General features: G+C 42.2%; 18 protein-coding genes. All 18 read right to left on the bottom strand.

Annotated features, from left to right (window positions below; genetic code table 11):
* Positions 1 to 141: 141 nt before the first annotated feature.
* Positions 142 to 489 carry a UPF0175 family protein gene (locus tag ASL19_RS08355; protein ID WP_082604673.1) on the bottom strand — a complete coding sequence of 116 codons (348 nt, stop codon included), beginning with the start codon at positions 487 to 489 and terminating at the stop codon, positions 142 to 144.
* Positions 486 to 716 carry a hypothetical protein gene (locus ASL19_RS08350; protein WP_057177985.1) on the bottom strand — a complete coding sequence of 77 codons (231 nt, stop codon included), beginning with the start codon at positions 714 to 716 and terminating at the stop codon, positions 486 to 488. The genes ASL19_RS08355 and ASL19_RS08350 overlap by 4 nt, the downstream gene beginning before the upstream one ends.
* A gap of 592 nt (positions 717 to 1,308) precedes the next feature.
* The gene (locus tag ASL19_RS08345; protein ID WP_006278987.1) at positions 1,309 to 1,632 is read right to left on the bottom strand and encodes a DUF2442 domain-containing protein; all 324 of its coding nucleotides are present in this window, start codon (positions 1,630 to 1,632) and stop codon (positions 1,309 to 1,311) included.
* Between the two features lie 4 nt (positions 1,633 to 1,636).
* The gene (locus ASL19_RS18580) at positions 1,637 to 1,792 is read right to left on the bottom strand and encodes a DUF4160 domain-containing protein (RefSeq protein ID WP_255356456.1); all 156 of its coding nucleotides are present in this window, start codon (positions 1,790 to 1,792) and stop codon (positions 1,637 to 1,639) included.
* A 252-nt stretch (positions 1,793 to 2,044) separates the two neighbouring features.
* Complete coding sequence (locus tag ASL19_RS08340) at positions 2,045 to 4,057, bottom strand: heparinase II/III family protein (protein ID WP_057177984.1); 2,013 nt, start codon at positions 4,055 to 4,057, stop codon at positions 2,045 to 2,047.
* A 37-nt stretch (positions 4,058 to 4,094) separates the two neighbouring features.
* On the bottom strand, positions 4,095 to 5,468 hold the full coding sequence (locus ASL19_RS08335) for a glycosyltransferase (protein ID WP_057177983.1): 1,374 nt from the start codon (positions 5,466 to 5,468) through the stop codon (positions 4,095 to 4,097).
* 78 nt (positions 5,469 to 5,546) lie between these two features.
* On the bottom strand, positions 5,547 to 6,761 hold the full coding sequence (wecC, locus tag ASL19_RS08330; protein WP_057177982.1) for a UDP-N-acetyl-D-mannosamine dehydrogenase: 1,215 nt from the start codon (positions 6,759 to 6,761) through the stop codon (positions 5,547 to 5,549).
* 6 nt (positions 6,762 to 6,767) lie between these two features.
* Positions 6,768 to 8,888, bottom strand: a complete 2,121-nt coding sequence (locus tag ASL19_RS08325; RefSeq protein ID WP_057177981.1) for a bi-domain-containing oxidoreductase — start codon at positions 8,886 to 8,888, stop codon at positions 6,768 to 6,770.
* Position 8,889: 1 nt separating this feature from the next.
* On the bottom strand, positions 8,890 to 9,231 hold the full coding sequence (locus tag ASL19_RS18180; RefSeq protein WP_200959831.1) for a hypothetical protein: 342 nt from the start codon (positions 9,229 to 9,231) through the stop codon (positions 8,890 to 8,892).
* Positions 9,218 to 9,703 (bottom strand): class I SAM-dependent methyltransferase, encoded by a 486-nt coding sequence (locus ASL19_RS18175; RefSeq protein ID WP_200959829.1) that lies wholly within the window; start codon positions 9,701 to 9,703, stop codon positions 9,218 to 9,220. Before ASL19_RS18175 ends, ASL19_RS18180 begins: the two co-directional genes overlap by 14 nt.
* A gap of 13 nt (positions 9,704 to 9,716) precedes the next feature.
* Positions 9,717 to 11,627, bottom strand: coding sequence for an asparagine synthase (glutamine-hydrolyzing) (gene asnB / locus ASL19_RS08315; protein WP_057177980.1), 1,911 nt, complete (start codon positions 11,625 to 11,627; stop codon positions 9,717 to 9,719).
* A 20-nt stretch (positions 11,628 to 11,647) separates the two neighbouring features.
* Positions 11,648 to 12,022, bottom strand: coding sequence for a methyltransferase type 12 protein (locus ASL19_RS18170; protein ID WP_200959827.1), 375 nt, complete (start codon positions 12,020 to 12,022; stop codon positions 11,648 to 11,650).
* On the bottom strand, positions 12,022 to 12,270 hold the full coding sequence (locus ASL19_RS18165) for a trans-aconitate 2-methyltransferase (protein WP_235528959.1): 249 nt from the start codon (positions 12,268 to 12,270) through the stop codon (positions 12,022 to 12,024). Before ASL19_RS18165 ends, ASL19_RS18170 begins: the two co-directional genes overlap by 1 nt.
* A gap of 141 nt (positions 12,271 to 12,411) precedes the next feature.
* Positions 12,412 to 13,176, bottom strand: a complete 765-nt coding sequence (locus tag ASL19_RS08305) for an AglZ/HisF2 family acetamidino modification protein (protein ID WP_057177979.1) — start codon at positions 13,174 to 13,176, stop codon at positions 12,412 to 12,414.
* 3 nt (positions 13,177 to 13,179) lie between these two features.
* On the bottom strand, positions 13,180 to 13,782 hold the full coding sequence (hisH, locus tag ASL19_RS08300; protein ID WP_057177978.1) for an imidazole glycerol phosphate synthase subunit HisH: 603 nt from the start codon (positions 13,780 to 13,782) through the stop codon (positions 13,180 to 13,182).
* Positions 13,783 to 14,925 (bottom strand): N-acetyl sugar amidotransferase, encoded by a 1,143-nt coding sequence (locus ASL19_RS08295; RefSeq protein ID WP_057177977.1) that lies wholly within the window; start codon positions 14,923 to 14,925, stop codon positions 13,783 to 13,785.
* Positions 14,926 to 14,979: 54 nt separating this feature from the next.
* Positions 14,980 to 16,128 carry a glycosyltransferase family 1 protein gene (locus ASL19_RS08290; RefSeq protein WP_057177976.1) on the bottom strand — a complete coding sequence of 383 codons (1,149 nt, stop codon included), beginning with the start codon at positions 16,126 to 16,128 and terminating at the stop codon, positions 14,980 to 14,982.
* A 71-nt stretch (positions 16,129 to 16,199) separates the two neighbouring features.
* Complete coding sequence (locus ASL19_RS08285) at positions 16,200 to 17,384, bottom strand: glycosyltransferase family 1 protein (protein WP_057177975.1); 1,185 nt, start codon at positions 17,382 to 17,384, stop codon at positions 16,200 to 16,202.
* Between the last annotated feature and the right edge of the window lie 109 nt (positions 17,385 to 17,493).

Raw genomic sequence — 17,493 nt, 5'->3', positions numbered from 1 at the left:
CGATCGCATTTTATTCTAACTCGAATTAAGAGCATAAGCGTTAACCGACACTAGCAATAATCTGCCCAATATCTTATCGCCATCACCATGCAAAAAAGGTTTGAGATAAGTTTTTGTGGTTGAAGGCGTAAAAATCTGGTGTTATAACAAGATGTTAGTTTGTTTTTGTTGCATAAAAAAATCACTGGGACTCAAGTAATTTTTATACTTGCCTCTAAGAGAACGAATAAACTCTTTCCGCTGATTAGAGACATCTTCCTTAACCTGATCTAAGCCAATGGTAGACACAGAAATTTTTTCTTCGGCTAAAGACATTACAAAGTCTCGATGGCTTAATCCTGCTATTTGAGCAGCTTTTTTTTCAGAAATTTCGCCTTTTTGATACCAATGAATAGCAGCAGCGAGTTTCATTTTTTTCACAAACTCTTGAGGTTTACAGCGAAAACTGTCAAAGATTTCATCAGGTAATTGAATCGAAATGTCCATCATAATTCTACACGTAAATTTAATAAGTTAATAGAAACTTTATCTGGCAAATATCCCCATTTCTCAAATTGTACCTGCAATTCCGGATTATACTGTATAGTGTCGATAACCGGCAAATTCATTTTATCTCCACTGGCACTTACCCAATGCCATAAGGATTGATTGCCACTAATACCACTTGTTATTAGCTTAGGCTGGGCTTTGCGTGCTGCTCGAAAACTACCCCACACTTGGGTTTGCTCATAAGCGATCGCATTTTATTTTAACTCAAATTAAGAGGGCGATTGGGAAGCACACAGAATTAACCGGGATTGTTTGAATTAAACCACACCTGGAGACTGTCCGTGGGGGAGACCCGGAATCAATTCCCGGTCTCAAAGCTCAAGTCGGTTCAAAACCGACTGGTTTTGTAGCGTGTAATCGTAGGTTGGGTTGAGGAACGAAACCCAACAAACCAACAGGATATGTATAAATACAATTGCAAACCACTCCCTACAGGAGCTCGCCATCATCATCACGGAATGAACCATGATTTGGTTGAATCACCCCACACCTGGAGACTGTCCGTGGGGGAGACCGGGAATCAATTCCCGGTCTCAAAGCTCAAGTCGGTTCAAAACCGACTGGCTTTGTAGTGTGTAATCGTAGGTTGGGTTGAGGAACGAAACCCAACAAACCAACGGGATATGTATAAATGCGATTGCAAAGCACTCCCTACGGGAGCTCGCCATCATCATCAAGGGAATGAATTTATCTCCTTGCAGAAGTCGTGATTCACACGCGAAACACAATACCCCCATGGGAATGCGATCGCATTTTATTTTAACTCGTAATCAGTTCACAAGTTATAGAAACTTTATCTGGCAAATATCCCCATTTCTCAAATTGTGCCTGCAATTCCGGTAGATGACGAAATGCAAGAAAATATAGATATTCAGGTGCAAAGTCCGCTCCATTTGACCAACGTATTGTCTTCGACTGGGGATCAACTTCAAACTGCTGAAAGATATCCAGGTTTTGCAGGGGCTTAAACACTTTGCCATTTAAGCTATCGCCTAAGTCAACGATCCCACTGCGATTGTCATTAAACTTAATTTTAATCTTGTAGCCATCGAGATGCTCAGCAGAAACAATGTGTAAGAACATATGTTTATTCCAAAGGAGCGATATGATTCGGTTGATCTTGCCGTCGGCAAAGTTGCCAATTGGTCAGCAACTCAGATTGATGTAAATCATGCCATTCCAAAACATGACGCAATGCACGTTTTGGAAAGGATCCACTTACCACACCCGTATTGATTTCAATCTCGCACTTAAAATGGCAAATTCCTTCCCTGTCTCCCCCACGGACAGTCTCCAGGTGTCGGTTAATTCAAACAATCACGGTTCATTCCTTAGCGAGCTAGGGACTGCTTCGCGAGATCCCGAGTGCTTCGCAATCGCATTTATATATATTAAAGACGCGATGGCATCTTGAATCTTTGCTAGAATCACTGTACAAGTTTAAATCTGTTGTCATTATCAACATTATACTGTATAGTGTCGATAACCGGCAAATTCATTTTATCTCCACAATGGGAACTCCATTTTCAACTTCCCACCTCATAACTACCACTCCGTCAATGCTTAGCCACCCCTCACCAACTGTACCATTAAGCATAAACTGGGCATCACTATTAGTCAAAACCGTACATATCATTTCTGACCAATTAAATTGTCCTACTAGTCTCCGACTTGTCAAGACTAAGCGGGAATGGCGAGAACCAAAGCAAGGAGAATACCAACTGTCATTATCCACGGAAGTGCTAGCATCGGAACTATAGGTCAGTAACTGTAACCGCAAAGGATTTTCACGGTCATTCTTTTTTGACCCCCTGTTATCCACTTCTAAATTCCAACCATGCTGGTTTTCCCTACAAATAACTCCTGGACCTAAATGTAGTCTATGAATCCAACCTAGGGGAGACTTACTCTGTATCCAGTCTAACACGATAAGGATAAACTTATTGTTCGATACACCACTGTCTATTTCTGAACACCCTAACCAACGATGATGGCTGGCTTTTAACCAGTCATAGCCACTGTGACTGGCACTTACCCAATGCCATATGGATTGATTGCCACTACTACCACTTGTTATTAGCTTGGGCTGGGCTTTGCGTGCTGCTCGAAAACTACCCCACACTTGGGTTTGGTCAAAGGGATATCCCCCTTCTATTGGCGTAAGGGTAATGGTATTATGGGCTAGAGTACCCCTTTCCCGTTGACGGGTGCTATCACTGCCATACTTACTAGTTCCTGTTTCTACAATTAAGGGTTCCCCTCGCCAATAAACATCAAAACTTAAACAGTCTGAGTGAGCATGGGCAGGCAAATCAGGAGGACAAGGAGGTGCAGCGTCAAAGGTAATTTCAAACCCACTGGCAGTTCGCAGCAAGAAGTAGCCAGAATCGGGAAATTCAAATATACCTGTTGCACGGGGAGAAGGTGAACTGATGGTGGCTAGTGCTAAATTGGCGGTTCTACAACTTAAAAGACGTTGATTGAAGGGGGAAACTGCTGCGGATGACCGTCCCAAAATGCGATCAGCACAAGCTACAATTTCATCTAGTGGTTCGGCAATGTTGTAGGCACAGTCATTCCAAAGGGGATAATTACCATTTCTCAAACGTATCCCTTGTGCAAATTCGGTCATTGATGTTAGGGTGGTGATAAGTGTTTGTGGGATTTCACTACCCGCACTGCTTAAACAAATAATTACTTCACACAACCGCTTCAGTAAAATAAGATGGTACATGGGGCTGCGTTCAAAGTGACCACCATCACCAAGAATCTGCACTGCCAGTTGCTTTTTTAAACGATTAAGGGATGTTGCTACTATTTTTTCCGCTCTCTTACCCCTGAAGTTTAACCCGGCAATAATTAGGGCAGCTAGGTTCTCAAACCAGTGATTTCCCTTAAAAAATGTCTCCTGATAGTGATATAAATAACACAACTGTAGCCACAGGGAGTGGTTGACCTGGAGGCTTTGCAGTTCGGGTGCTGTTCTCAGTAGCCAGGTCCAGTTAATTAAACGAAGGGAGGTGGGATAGGGATGCCAACCATCAAAGGTGCCTAGGGGGTTATGGGTAATCCAATCTTGGAGGAGGTATAACCTTTCTATTGCTGATTCAGACCAATTATGTGTGGTGTAAAGGTGATTGAGATCATCTCTTATCCAATCAAAATAATGGAGGTTGAATTGCCAAAGACGAGAATAGGTGGGGGAATTCCAAGGTATTGGATAAGGTAATATCTTTGATTCACCGACAAACTTAAATGGCAGTGCGGTGGGTGGAATGTTTCTATGCGCTATTCTATGGCTTTCTATATTGGTTGGGTTGCCATGGCTAAGTCTCACTAGATAATCTTCCCGATTTAAGGGAGGGGGAAATTGGGCGCCAATCCAAACCTTTTTCATTAGGTCTGGCAATCGCTTATAAACACGGCGACGGCTTTCAAACCAAATTCGATCTAACAGTTTGGGAATCGGTACGTCTTTTAAAGTGTAAAACCAGAGGCTTGGGTCCATGGAATATGTGAAAATATACTAAATTTTACTTGCTCGCTTACTTACTTGCTTGTATATAAGAAAGTAAGTGATCTGCGTACTTCCTCATGATGTTCCTCCGATCATATTGCTCGATGAATTCATCTCGGTTGTGCCAGCCTGTTTTTATCTGTTTGAGCTGGTTGAGAAAGGATTTTATGTCTTTCTGGGTGAAAAATTGCACTCCGGGAATTTGACCGATAAAGTCCCGGGTGTATCCTCTCACACCAGCTAGAATTGGCAGTCCTGTGGCCGCATACTCGAATATTTTCGATGGAATCACCATATCTAAACTTCGGTAGCTGCCAACCTGCAAAAATAAGGCATCAACTTGCCCGTATTCTCTAATCAGCTCCTGTCTGGGAATGGGTCTTAATACTGTGATTATTTCTCTGAGGTGAGGGAACTTCGCTAGTTCTCTGAGTGCTGGAGCTTGGGCTCCGTCCCCCATAATCTTAATTGACCATTTTAGCTCTATTAGCTCTTCTACTATCTCTTTTTCCTCAATTAATGGTTCTAATAGTTTCAGCAGGTCTTGTCCAATACCTAGGTTGCCAGCATACAAAATTGTCTTGTGTTTATCCGTGTGGTTTGTTTGCTTAACTGTGTCAATTTCTAGTAATCTGGCGCTATTTATTTTATTATCTAATGTTTTTCTAACAACTAGTGTGTTATTGGTTGTATGGTTAAATGTTTTATTAAGAAAAGTTTTCAATGAGGGGTGCTGACTGTTGGCATAAAACTCCACAAATTGCTCATCCACACCGTTGGTGAAGTAGGAAACTTTACTGGAATCTAAGAGTTCGTCGTAAAGTTGGGAAAATCCTGGGGATACAAGGTTAATACTTGTGGCCCGATTGGCTACGAAGTTCTCTATATATAATAGTATGAGGTAGACTAGAACCTTTCTCTGTCGTCTAAAAAAGCTGAGGAAGTTTTCTGAAAAGGTGTCTCTAATATCAACACATAAGATGGCTCCTGTGATTAAAGAAGCTAGGGCTCCTAAATAACTGGTGAGTAGTTTGGCACTGGTGGCAAAAATTAGATGGGGTCGATTCCAGATTAATACTGGTAGTGCTTGAATTAAAAAAAAGAGGTAGGAGAAACTCTCCGCCACAAAGCCTCGACCAAACATGGGAACGTCTAGTCGAACAATATCAATATTCTCTAGTCCTCGAATTAGATTGTGTTTAGGGGAGGATGAACCTGGCTCGTTTTTGTTATTATATTTGTATCTAAAGGGTTTAGCGCAAACCACCGTAATTTTTAAATCTATCTTCCGAGTTGAAGCTTGTTTTTGAATGGCTTCAACTAGAGAAAGCATTCTAAAGGAGGCAGCTCCGAAATCAGGGGGGAAATTAAAAGTGACTATAGCAAGATGTTGTTGAAGCATGTTAGTCTTTGGGATTATCTAAAACTATCTGATGTTGGAACTTCCGACTCAAATAACAAATTTGTGGGGGCAAAAATATCAGTGGGTTCCGCAAAAGTCCAGATATGGCTTGTTGGCAAGATCCAAACCGATAAATTCCCTATGACCCACCAAAAAAACTAATATATCCGCATTCTCCAGGGCTAATTTCCATGGTGTTAGTTCTAAGGAAACATGGTACTCCAAATTGGGCTCAACAACTAAAACACTATATCCACTACTTATTAAGGTTGTAGCTATTTCCAGCGCTGGTGAACCCCGCAGGTCGTTAACGTTGGGTTTAAAAGCTAGTCCAAAACACCCAATGGTGGGAGCGCGATGGTATTTTTGCTGAAATTCTTGTGCAAGGGTAATAATTTGCTGGACTACCCATTGGGGTTTGCTATCATTGATATGGCGAGCAGTTTGAATCAGTGATGTGTTTTCTGGATCCGCTGCGGCAATAAACCATGGATCAACTGCTATACAATGTCCACCTACGCCGCAACCGGGTTGCAAGATGTTGACCCGGGGATGGTGGTTAGCTAGATGAATGAGTTCTCGCACGTCAATTCCCAGGTGGGGACACAACATGGACAGTTGGTTGGCAAAGGCTAGGTTTACATCCCGATAGGCGTTTTCCGTTAATTTACAGAGTTCCGCCGTGCGAGCATCGGTGGTTAGTATTTGTCCCTGACAAAAGGTTTGATAAAAGGTTTGGACTAAGGTTGTTGCTGCTGGTGTTAGCCCACCTACTACCCGGTCATTATGAATCAGTTCTTGCAGAATCTTTCCTGGTAACACCCGTTCAGGACAGTAGGCTAAATGTATGTGGTCTGGGGATAAACCAGCTAAGTTAAAGATTTCTCCTACCTTTTCCGTGGTTCCCACGGGGGATGTGGACTCTAAAATGACTATGTTACCCGGTTTTAATACGGGGATGATTGATTGAGCTGCTGCTAATACGTAGTCAATGTTAGGTTGGGGAATGCCGTTATCATTTTTGTGGAAGGGGGTAGGTACACAAATAATGAAAATATCCGCAGCACTGGGGGTGGTACTAGCACTGAGTTTTTGGTTATGAACTGCCTCGGATACTACTAAATCTAGATCTGGTTCGACAATGTGGATTTTACCTTGGTTAATGGTTTCTACTACTTTGGGGTTGATATCCACCCCTTTTATTTGGTAGCCATGCTGGGATAAAATTGCTGCTGTGGGCAGGCCAATGTAGCCTAGTCCAAGGATGCACACTTGGTGCGGATTAGCTTGCATAATAGTTCAATAATTTAATGCACTAGCAATATCTATGGTCGCTTTACTCACCTCTAGTAGTTCCTCAAACCCAATGGGAATGGGAGATCCCTGAAGCAGGGATTGAACAAATTGGGCTACGCAAGCTGTTTGTCCCTTATTTTGTCGCCAACTGCTCTGCTGTCGGAATCTGGACCAACCCCAACCTCTTAATTGCCGATAATTGTCTAGTTGCAAAATCTTGCCTCCACAAAATACTTCTACACGCTCTTTGGCAAATGCTTTGGATCCGTTGGCTAGGTAGTGTATTGTGCCTATGGATCCGTCGGCAAAGTTGAGGGTAATCGTACTACTATCTGGACAGGTTTTACTATCGGGTAGCATACTAGTTTGCCATTTAACTATGGAACTACCTACTAAAAATCTCATCAGGTCAACAAAGTGACAAGCTTCACCAATAATGCGCCCTCCCCCTAATTGGGGATCTTGGGTCCAGTGGTTACTGGGTATTTCTCCAGCGTTAACTGTTATGATTAGTACTTTCGGCTGGGATAGGGTTGTCAACATTTGGTGCATGGTCTGTACCATGGGTGCAAACCGTCGGTTGAATCCTACCATTAGTTGCTTGGGTTGACCCGTTTGAATATTACTAGTATATATTTTTTCTATTTCTTCCAGTTCTTGATGGCTCAGCGCCAGTGGCTTTTCCACGAAGATATGTTTCCCTTTGGCGAGAAAGCGACACACTATATCTGCGTGGCTGTCGTGTCTGGTGGCAATGACTATGGTGTTAATTTCTGGGTGATCTAGCAAGCTATCTATATCCGTAGTAATTTGTTTGAAGCCAAACTTGGCTCCATAGTGGCTAGTGTTGACTCCCGAGCTAGCTGCTAGGGTGTGCAACAGGGCAGGGGTCTTAGCAAAGGCGGGAATTAAAACTCGACTGGCATAGTTACCAGCACCAATACATCCTATAACTACGGAAGATGGGTGAATGGTAAGATTGTCAGTGAAGCGAATGGTAGTTTGGTGCGGTTGACTGGTGGTGGGATAATCAATAAGAATGCCTAAACAAGGACCACTGGTCAATACGCTGTAGGCCTGGTGGGCTTCCTCTATGGAAAATCGATGGGAAATTAGGTCATGGGTGTTGATCTTGCCTGTGGCCAGAATATCTAGTACAGCTTGAAAGTTCCTTTGCTCTGTCCAGCGGACATAGCCTATGGGGTAGTCTTGTCCTTTTTGTTCATAGTTAGGGTCGTAGCGTCCCGGTCCGTAGGAACAGGAAACTTGAAAGGAGAGTTCTTTTTCGTAGAAGTCAGCACGAGAAAGTTCTAGTCCTGTTACTCCCACTAGTATGATGCGCCCCCGTTTGCGGCACATTTGGGCAGCTTGGTGGATGGGTTCGTTGCTGGAAGTGGAAGCGGTAATAATCACCCCATCTACTCCCACTTGGCGGGAAAATTGGGATGCGGCAATTAAAGGGTCTTCTCCAGCACCTAGGTTAACAGTATGGATACCCAGTTTATTGGCTAGAGCTAATTTGTCCGGGGCGAAGTCCAGTCCCAGGACTCGACAACCCTGGGCTTGTAGCAGTTGGGCTGTGAGTATGCCGATTAGTCCCAATCCAGTAACGACAAAGCATTCTCCCAGGGTGGGTTGGGCAAGGCGGATAGCTTGCAGTCCTATGGCAGCTAGGACGGTAAAAGCTGCTGCATCGTCACTAACTGGATCTGGAATAATGGCACAGAGGTTAGCTGGCACATTGACTATTTCCGCGTGATGTCCGTTAGAAATAATGCGATCGCCTATTTGAAAGCCGGTAACTTTATCACCGATGCCAATTACCGTACCTACATTACAGTAACCGAGGGGTAGGGGTTGGTCGAGTTTAGTTTGAACTGCATCTAAGGTGGTGAATATTCCATCGGTGTGGACTTTTTGCACGACTTGGCGGACTTTGTCTGGTTGTTGTTGGGCTTTTTCTAGCCAGTTGCTTTGACCAAATTCTACCAGCATTCTTTCTGTGCCTGCAGACACTAGGCTACGGGAGGAGCGAATGAGTAATTTGCCTGGCTGAATTTTGGGGGCGGGTACGTCTGTGACTTTGGTTACTCCTGTGCTTAGCGATTGGAGGATTTGTTTCATGTTATTTTCTGGCTTGAATTAGCATGCATATACCAGCACTTGGCAAAAACTTTTGGATGAACCATCGCGGCCAAATCTTTTTAGCTAGGGATAAAATTATACCTCTGTGTCGTTGTCCAGCGTCTGAGGTGAGCAGATCCCCATGGGAAAGCTGTGTATGAATATCTACATGGCTAAACTGCGCAAACATCTGCTGTGCCTCACTGACAGAATATGCCTTAGTTCCAGGACTTTCTAAGTAGTTACCATAGATGGTCTTCATGCTGGTGAAGGGACGTAAACGAAATAGACCATAACGCATCCATAGCATTATGCCCACCATGCTCCATTTATGATAAATCATAATTTTTGCTACCCCCCCCCCGCTTAAGTACACGACAACATTCAGATATTGCGGCTGGAGTATTAGGACTATGATGTAATACTCCCCAGGAATATACTACATCAAAGGTTTCTGCATCAAAGCTAAGATTTTCCGCATCACCCACTGCAAGGGAAGAATGGAGTCCAAAACGGTCAAGTCGTTTTAACGTGTGTTCTATAGCTCTTTCTGTGAGATCTATGCCATACAATTCGGCTCCAGCTTTGGCAAACTCCTGATGATCTGCGCCTAAACCTACCCCAATTTCTAACACCTTCATTCCTTTAGTGGATTCAAATGCAGCAAAATCTAAAATGATGGGTTCTAACTGGTAGCGTTTTCGCGCCTGAGCTTCATAACCTTCTATATCTGTTGATTTTAAATATAGGGTTTCACCACATGCAGCTTGGTTCCAGAAGTCATGAACCTGTTGCTTTTCATTAAATGCTGTCATATTTATATCTAAGTTATGGAAGTTGTGATTGTTTATCTGTATCAATAAAGCGACGACACCACAGTTCAATAGATATGAGAGATAGCAGGGTATAAGTGGCATCAACCCTACCAGAATCATTATCACTTATCAACTGTTGGACGGCGCGAGGATCGAACAAGCCCCTTTGTTTAAGACTTTCTGCACTGAGAATATCACCCAGAAGTTCCCGCAACTCAAAACGCATCCAACGACGCAGGGGAGCTCCAAAACCACTTTTAGGACGATAAATAACCTCTCTGGGTAAATAAGGTTCCATTGCTTTTTTTAGAATCCATTTGCCTACTCCACGACGTTGTTTTAAGGATGGAGGAATTTGGGCGGCAAAATCAACTAGTTCTAGGTCCAGAAATGGTACTCGCACTTCCACACCTACTGCCATCGCCATTTTGTCAGTATAAGTTAGATTGTGATCACTCAAGAAAAAACGTTGTTCCAGGGCGAGCATCTTTTCTAGAGGAGGAACTCCATCACATAATGGGGATAAAAACTCTAACATTGGAGTTGCAGCAACCGTATCACTTAAGGCTGCACGAAATTCGGGGGTATAAAGTTTTAGGAGATCGGGTTGGCGAATCCAAGCAAAGTAGTTGACTAAACGCTGGTCTCTCGTTAATGTTGCTCCGTTAAAAAACTTACTTACACGGCGTAAAAAAGAAATTTTTTGATTGAAGCCTCCACTGATGTGTTCTAGCCAACTACGAATACTAAGGGGTAGCCAACGCCAGTAAGATTCCCAGCCAAGTGCCAGATGCCGTCTATAACCGGTGAATAAATCATCACCACCAGACCCGGATAGCAAAACTTTAATCCCCTGCTGCTGTGCTAATTGACTGATGTATAAGACGTTTAATGGTGCTGGATCAGCCAATGGTTCATCCAGTTGTTCAACCATCTTGGGCAAGTCTCTAGCCATTTGAGCAGAGTCAATTTTCACCACATCCAGGGGGACTTTTAAATGAGCTGCTACTAGACGACTATATGGTAAGTCATCAGTCATGCCCTTCTCCTGCCCATTTACATCTATGGTAAAACAGCGGATATGTGGGTTGACTTCCCGTGCAAATGCAACAATGGAGCTGGAATCTAATCCCCCTGAAAGGAAAGCTCCTACAGGCACATCGGCTATCATTTGTCGGTGAACAGCATCTTTTAGGTGCGTCACTGTTTGCTCCAGGACGGTTTTTTGGTCACTAATGATTTGGGGATAACGAAAGATAGGTAGCTTATACCAAGTCCATTGGCGGGTTACTCTCCCGGTTACAGTCATTGCTTCCCCTGGTAAGAGCTTCCTAACGGAGTTAAACGGCGTACCCGCTCCGGGACACCACAGAAAAGTCAGGTAGCGATGCAGTGCTTCATAGTCGAGAGATGGTGTGGATGGTAAAAAAGGCGACAGGGCTTTTATTTCGCTAGCAAAGGCAAAATAATCTGGTGTATTGGTATAATAAAGAGGCTTAACACCTAGGGCATCACGCGCAATAAAGAGGCACTGCTTACTAGTGTCCCATAAAGCGAAGGCAAAAATGCCGTTGAGGCGAGACAGCATGGAATGTCCCTGGGAAAGATAAAGATTTAGTAGCACCTCTGTATCTGAATTACCACGGAAGTGAAAACCTTTATCTATGAGTTCTTTTCGTAGCTCTAAGAAATTATAAATTTCACCGTTAAACACCAGGGTGATGGAACCGTCTAAACTTGCCATGGGTTGATGACCCAGGGGAGAAAGGTCAAGAATGGCCAACCGACAATGGGCAAGACCAACTCCTGATTGGGAGTCTAAATATATACCCGTGTCATCTGGTCCACGATGAATTTGGTTGTTGACCATTTTCCACAGGGTTGATTCATGACCGCCATTTACAAAACCGGCAATCCCACACATAGTTTATTTATTAAAAACAGCTACTCAGCAAGAACTATTAATGTTTCCCCGCCCAGCAGTCGTGTCCCCCAGTCTTTGTTGACAGCATAAACCACATACCTGGGAAGTCGGAATAGGTTTGTTTTTAGACTGCGATTTGGCATATTTAAAGCTGCACCAGTATAACGCCACTCAATAATTTTAAACCCACATTCTCTTAAAGTTGCTAGAGCCAAATCTTTAGTGTAAAAGTGAAGGTGCCCAGTGCGATCGCGAGCTTCCAGCAGAGGTTTTCCTCTCAATACGCTACTGGCACTTAAGTCCAAAGGAATATGAAAAACAAATCTATCAGCATGGCGATGGGATTCCTCAAGAAACGTGAATGGATCCCGTACATGCTCAAAAACATCCAACATTAATAGGACATCATATTTATCCGTGTTATTCTCATGAAAGTCAGCCAGTACAAACGAGATTGTTTCCCCCCCCCGATATGTTTAGTATTATTTATTGCATCTGATTCCCAAAACTCAGCAGCTTGTGGGGAGATATCATAACCAACAAAGTGAGTATTGGGATAAAGTTGGTGTAGATGGCGGAGAATATCTCCCGAACCACAGCCAACTTCACAGATGGATAGGGGATTTATCTGATGGTCTTTCAAGATCGAACTGATTTGGGAGGCTTTCCAAATCGCGTCTTCACTATGCCATGAGGGATTCTTATTTATATATGATTCATCGATGTAACGCTTTTCTACTTTCATTATGTTACGGAGTCCTAGCGAAGGATAATTTATTGTAAATCAGAGTACAAGTTTAGCTTTTTGCTCATGCTGGGGATATTGAATTAAAACTGCTCTATATTTGCCCTTAAATACAAAAAGACTGCCAGCAGCAGCACCAATTATCCCAAATTGCTTAATCAAATTCTGAATGTCTTCCAGACTGCTGGCACCTCCAAGAGCAGTAAGGGGAATATGAATATTCCTTTTAATTGTTTCAATTAGTGAAGTGTCATACCCCTCCATAGTTCCATCTCTATCAATAGAGTTAATCACAATTTCTCCCGCTCCCAAAGATTCCGCCGTACGTGCAAAAGCAGCTGGATCAATTGTTGTTTTCCGTTTACCATTGTGAGTAAACACACAGTATTGATTGCTAAAACCAGTCTTCTTTACATCCAGAACAACTACTATACTTTGGTTACCAACTCTCTTTGCCGACTCTGATATCAACTCAGGATTATAAATTGCAGCACTGCTAATTCCTACCTTTTCCACTCCTAAGCTGATTATACGCTCGACTTGAGCAACAGTTTTTACACCACCTACATAACACAAAGGCATTCGACACTCTGCAGCTAGATTAGCAATTAAGGTATAATCAGGCTCTCGTTCGCATTTAGTAGCATCTATATCGGCAATAATTAGTTCATCCACTTCTTTCTCGTTAAAGATGCGGACTGCATTAATAGGATCCCCCACATATTTAGGGCTAGCGAAATGAATGGTTTTAACTAACCCCCCTCCATGTAATAACAAACAAGGGATAATTCTAGGTAACAACATTGACTATAGTTCTGCAAAGTTTTTTAACAGTTGTACACCACAGTGATGACTTTTCTCCGGATGGAACTGCACACCCCAAATATTATCATGACTAACCACGGAGGTGAATATACCTTCATAGTCCGTACTCGCGACGGAGATTGTTGAACTAGCCGGATCTACATAATAGGAGTGAAGAAAGTAAAACCTAGGAGATGTAATATTTTTAAATAAATCTACTTCCCCTTTAGGGGAAACCTGATTCCATCCCATGTGAGGTAACTGTGTTTTGTGTTTGAAAATATTTACCTCAGCATCAAGCCATTCTAATCCCCGTAGCTCACCTTCGTCGCTTTGACGAGCCATTATTTGCATACCAACACATACACCAAGTATAGGAGTTTTTTTGTTTAAGACTAATTCGTCTAGAACTGCTCGCAAACCCGAATTATTTAGTAGGGTCATTGCCCAATCAAATGAACCAACACCGGGTAGTAAGATTTTCTCCGCTCCCCAAAGTTCATCGGGATTGGATACCACTTTCACAGGAATACTAAGTTTTTGATATATATTTATAAAAGCCTTAATGTTACCTAATCCGTAGTTTACAAGCGAAATAGTGTTCATTTAATAAGCTCCACCTCTTCGAGTTCCCTTAAAAAAGGAGAGTATTCTTTCTCCTAGCTGGAGTACAAGGTTAAGGTTAGGGTAATCCCTGTAGGAACGTTTTGGCATTTGGTGGTAACTACGTAGCTCCTCCTCAGTTATTCCCAGCTTTGTAGCAACATATAAGAAGTCCTGATTGGCAGTTTCAAGATCGTAAGGTGGTTCTTCCAGTTTTGCCAAGGCTTCTTCCCGAGACATCTGATTGGTAAGTATCAAACTCGAATACTGTATCTGCCTCATATCGAAATTAAAACGACTTGGCAACCAGTAACCCTCAAAGAACCTGGTGAAACGGGACTCAAAGTGTTTTTGAGTATATGCCTTCCAGCCATATTCTTTCGATAATGTGTCTATGGCAGTTTGCCTGCGATATGGCAGCATATTTAGGGGTTTTAAGACTTCCACTCCCTTAAAAAGCAAAAGCCAAACCTTATGATAAAAAATTGAGCTGAAGGGGTATGTTTTCATGGGTATGGTGCCATAATTCCTGAGTATATGCTGAATTTGCCTCATATCAGTCCCCCAATAAATTATTTCTAAGGGTATTTGGACACCCTCCGTAGAAATATTACCCCCATTCATTATGAATTTTATATTATACTTATCGGCAAACTTGTACAAAACACCTATAAATGCCATATCTTGAGGAATATCAATGTGGGGGACTCCACTTTTAAACATAGCCAGCTGAAAGTTCCGCATCTCTTCCCAGTTGATTACCTCTGTAAATAGATCCAGACCCAGTTTATCAACCAGACAGTTAATGTTATGCACTGCTAATTCCGTGTTCCATCCCCCATCAACATGAAAAACTAAAGGTCTCAAACCAAATTCGGTGACAACCGTGTGCAACATATAGGAGCTATCAAGACCTCCGCTAAGTCCCAAAATACAGTCAAAATCTTTGCCTTTACCCTGCTTCTTGAGCAAATCTATGGTTCTTGCTAGTCTATGGCGACCTTCACTTCCATACTGCCATTTTGGCAAGGTACTGTTTTGGAAGTCCCAGTACACGTTAGATATACCGTCTTTGTCAAATTTCACACCCGGATAGGTGGAGTTTATTACTGTCTTAGCGCACGTTTTATGTCTTTTGAACTTCATATTAAATTGGTTATTTAGTCAATACTATTTTAGTTTAGGTGTCAAATAGCTTAATTACTTAATGATGTTACGTTTGTTTCTAAGATAAGTTTCAGTAATAAAAGACCAGGTTTCAGTGGCACACCGTGACCAAGAAAACTCCTCAGACCTTTGTTTCGCTCGAGTGGCGATTTGTCTGCGTAGGTAAGGGTTTTTGACGATCTCCTCCACAGCATCAGCAATAGATTGGGGATCTTCTGGATTAAAGTAAACCCCTCCTTCGCTTAGTATCTCTGGCATTGGACCTCTGTTAGAACAAGCAATTGGTAAACCGACTGCCATTGCCTCCACTAGGGTATTTGGCATGTTTTCACAGCTTGATGCAAAAATGAACAAATCCGTATTAGCAAGATGGGAGGGTAAGTCTTGGTGTGGGACAAAGCCAAGTTGGCGGACAAACTCTCCATTGGGATCGGACGTCAAAATTTGTTTATCTAGTCTTTTCTGTTCTTTTCCCGATCCACCTCCAATCAGATTAAGAACTAAGTCATAACCGCGACTACGTAGAATTTCAATAGCCTGAACTACAATCCACTGATTTTTATAGGGTGCTGTGTTAGAAACATACAAACATCTAATTTGTCTATCATTATCAGTCCATAAGCTAGATGGTTGGGTGTGTTTAAAACTGTTTCCTACCCCATGGGGAATATAGGAAACCGATTTTAGAGATCCGCAAGATCTTTGAATTACCTCTCCTGCATATTTCGTAAGGAAAATTACACCCTGAGCACGCCTAAAAGCAAGATTTTGTATAAGTAAAATGGCAATTAATCTCAAAAGAGAATAACCTTTAAAGCGAAGCATTACTCCTGACTCATAAGAAAGCATGTCCTGACTAAGTACTACCATTGGAGAAAAGGAACACAAAGTGCTGGCATCAGTAGTGAACAGGATATCACAATTAGCTAGTTTAATCTCTTTAGTCAGTTTTGTGGCCTGCCACCATATTTGGCTGACCAAGGATTGATTCAACTCAGTTGGATTGTGTTTGACTATCCAAGATACATCAGGTATTGAATCCAAAAGAGATCCATCAGACCAAACATGTATTTGTTCGATGTCTAATTGAGTTAATTTAGCCTCACTAAGAATCCCTATTAAATGGGCTTTTGCTCCACCTGATCGGTTTCGTGATGCATCCACAGCAATTTTTAGACCCATTGTTAATTAACCCCTTCCTAAGTAACTAAGTAACTAACATAATGTACTTTGTGTTCCGTGACAACTAACACTTACGCATATTTAAAAGTTGTCGCTATTCGTCGCAAAAATTTAAATGTTTCTTCAGCACATCGCATCCAGTCAAAATCTTGAGATTTTAAGTATGCGCGTTCAGCCAGATCCTTTCTGAGAGACGGATTATAGATTAGTTCTTCCAAAGCACTGGCAATTTGATCTGCAGATTCTGGATCAAAATAAACTCCTGCATCTTCTAAAATTTCTGGCATCGGACCTCTGTTAGAACAAGCAACAGGTAAACCTGCTGACATATTTTCTAAAAGAATGTTAGGCATGTTTTCACAGCTAGATGCAAATACACCCAAATCAGCTTTGTTATAGAATTCATGGATATCCTGGTAGGGAATGGATCCATGATAACGACACCAATCACCATGGGGATCACATTTATCCAATGTTTTCTGCAGCCGAACTAGAGAAGGAGTATAAGCTGGTCCCACCAGATCCAGTTCCACAGGTAACCCAGAATGGCGTAAACGAGACACAGCTTCTACCACATTCCACTGATGTTTATATACGTCAACAATTGAAACGTAAACTATACGATAGGGATTCTCTCGACTATATTCTAGGATTGAGATCTGTGGCTTTATGGAGTGCCTAAAACGAGTGTTCAAACCGTGAGGAATAATGGTTGTCTTTCCTTTCAGAAAACCTGTAGTTTTAGTGACACATTCTTCGGCATATTTAGTGAGAAAGATGACAGCATCAGCATTCTCAAAAGTCTGTCTTTGTGTTTCACGTAATAATAGAATTCTTAGTTGCATTAATGACCAGCCATAGCGCCGCATTTCTGGAAGATCGAAGGGTAAAAGGTTTTGACTCATGGCAACCACAGGGTGGAAGTTACCAAAATAACTCCCGCCAGGCACGAAAAGTAAATCGCATCCCAAATCTTGAGAGGATTTGGATAATTGCAGGTTTTGCCAAAGAATGCGACTGAAAACACCTTGATCCAGCTGTGGGGGATTGATTTTTTTCAACCAAGGCCTTTCGCTTAAACTGGCTAGAGTTTTAGATCCGCCCCATATAATTACCCTGGAAATGCCCTGCTTTATGGGTTCAGCAGCATTTAGTAATTCAATTAAATGAGTTATACCACCACCACCTCTAATATTAGTTGCATCAATTCCAATTACAATTTTGTTTCTGTCACTTTTGTTTTTAGGCTTCAACATAAAGTTTTTTGATAACTTGATTCACTGGCGTTGCATATTTGCGGGATGAATCAACTAAACGCGGGTATTACTTCATACTTTAAATATTGAAGTAATAATTTAATTGAAT

It is taken from the genome of Cylindrospermopsis sp. CR12, from assembly GCF_001432185.1.
Classification (GTDB): domain Bacteria; phylum Cyanobacteriota; class Cyanobacteriia; order Cyanobacteriales; family Nostocaceae; genus Raphidiopsis; species Raphidiopsis raciborskii.
The sequence above is the reverse complement of the archived record's forward strand: the minus strand, read 5'-3'. Positions and strand labels throughout refer to the sequence as shown.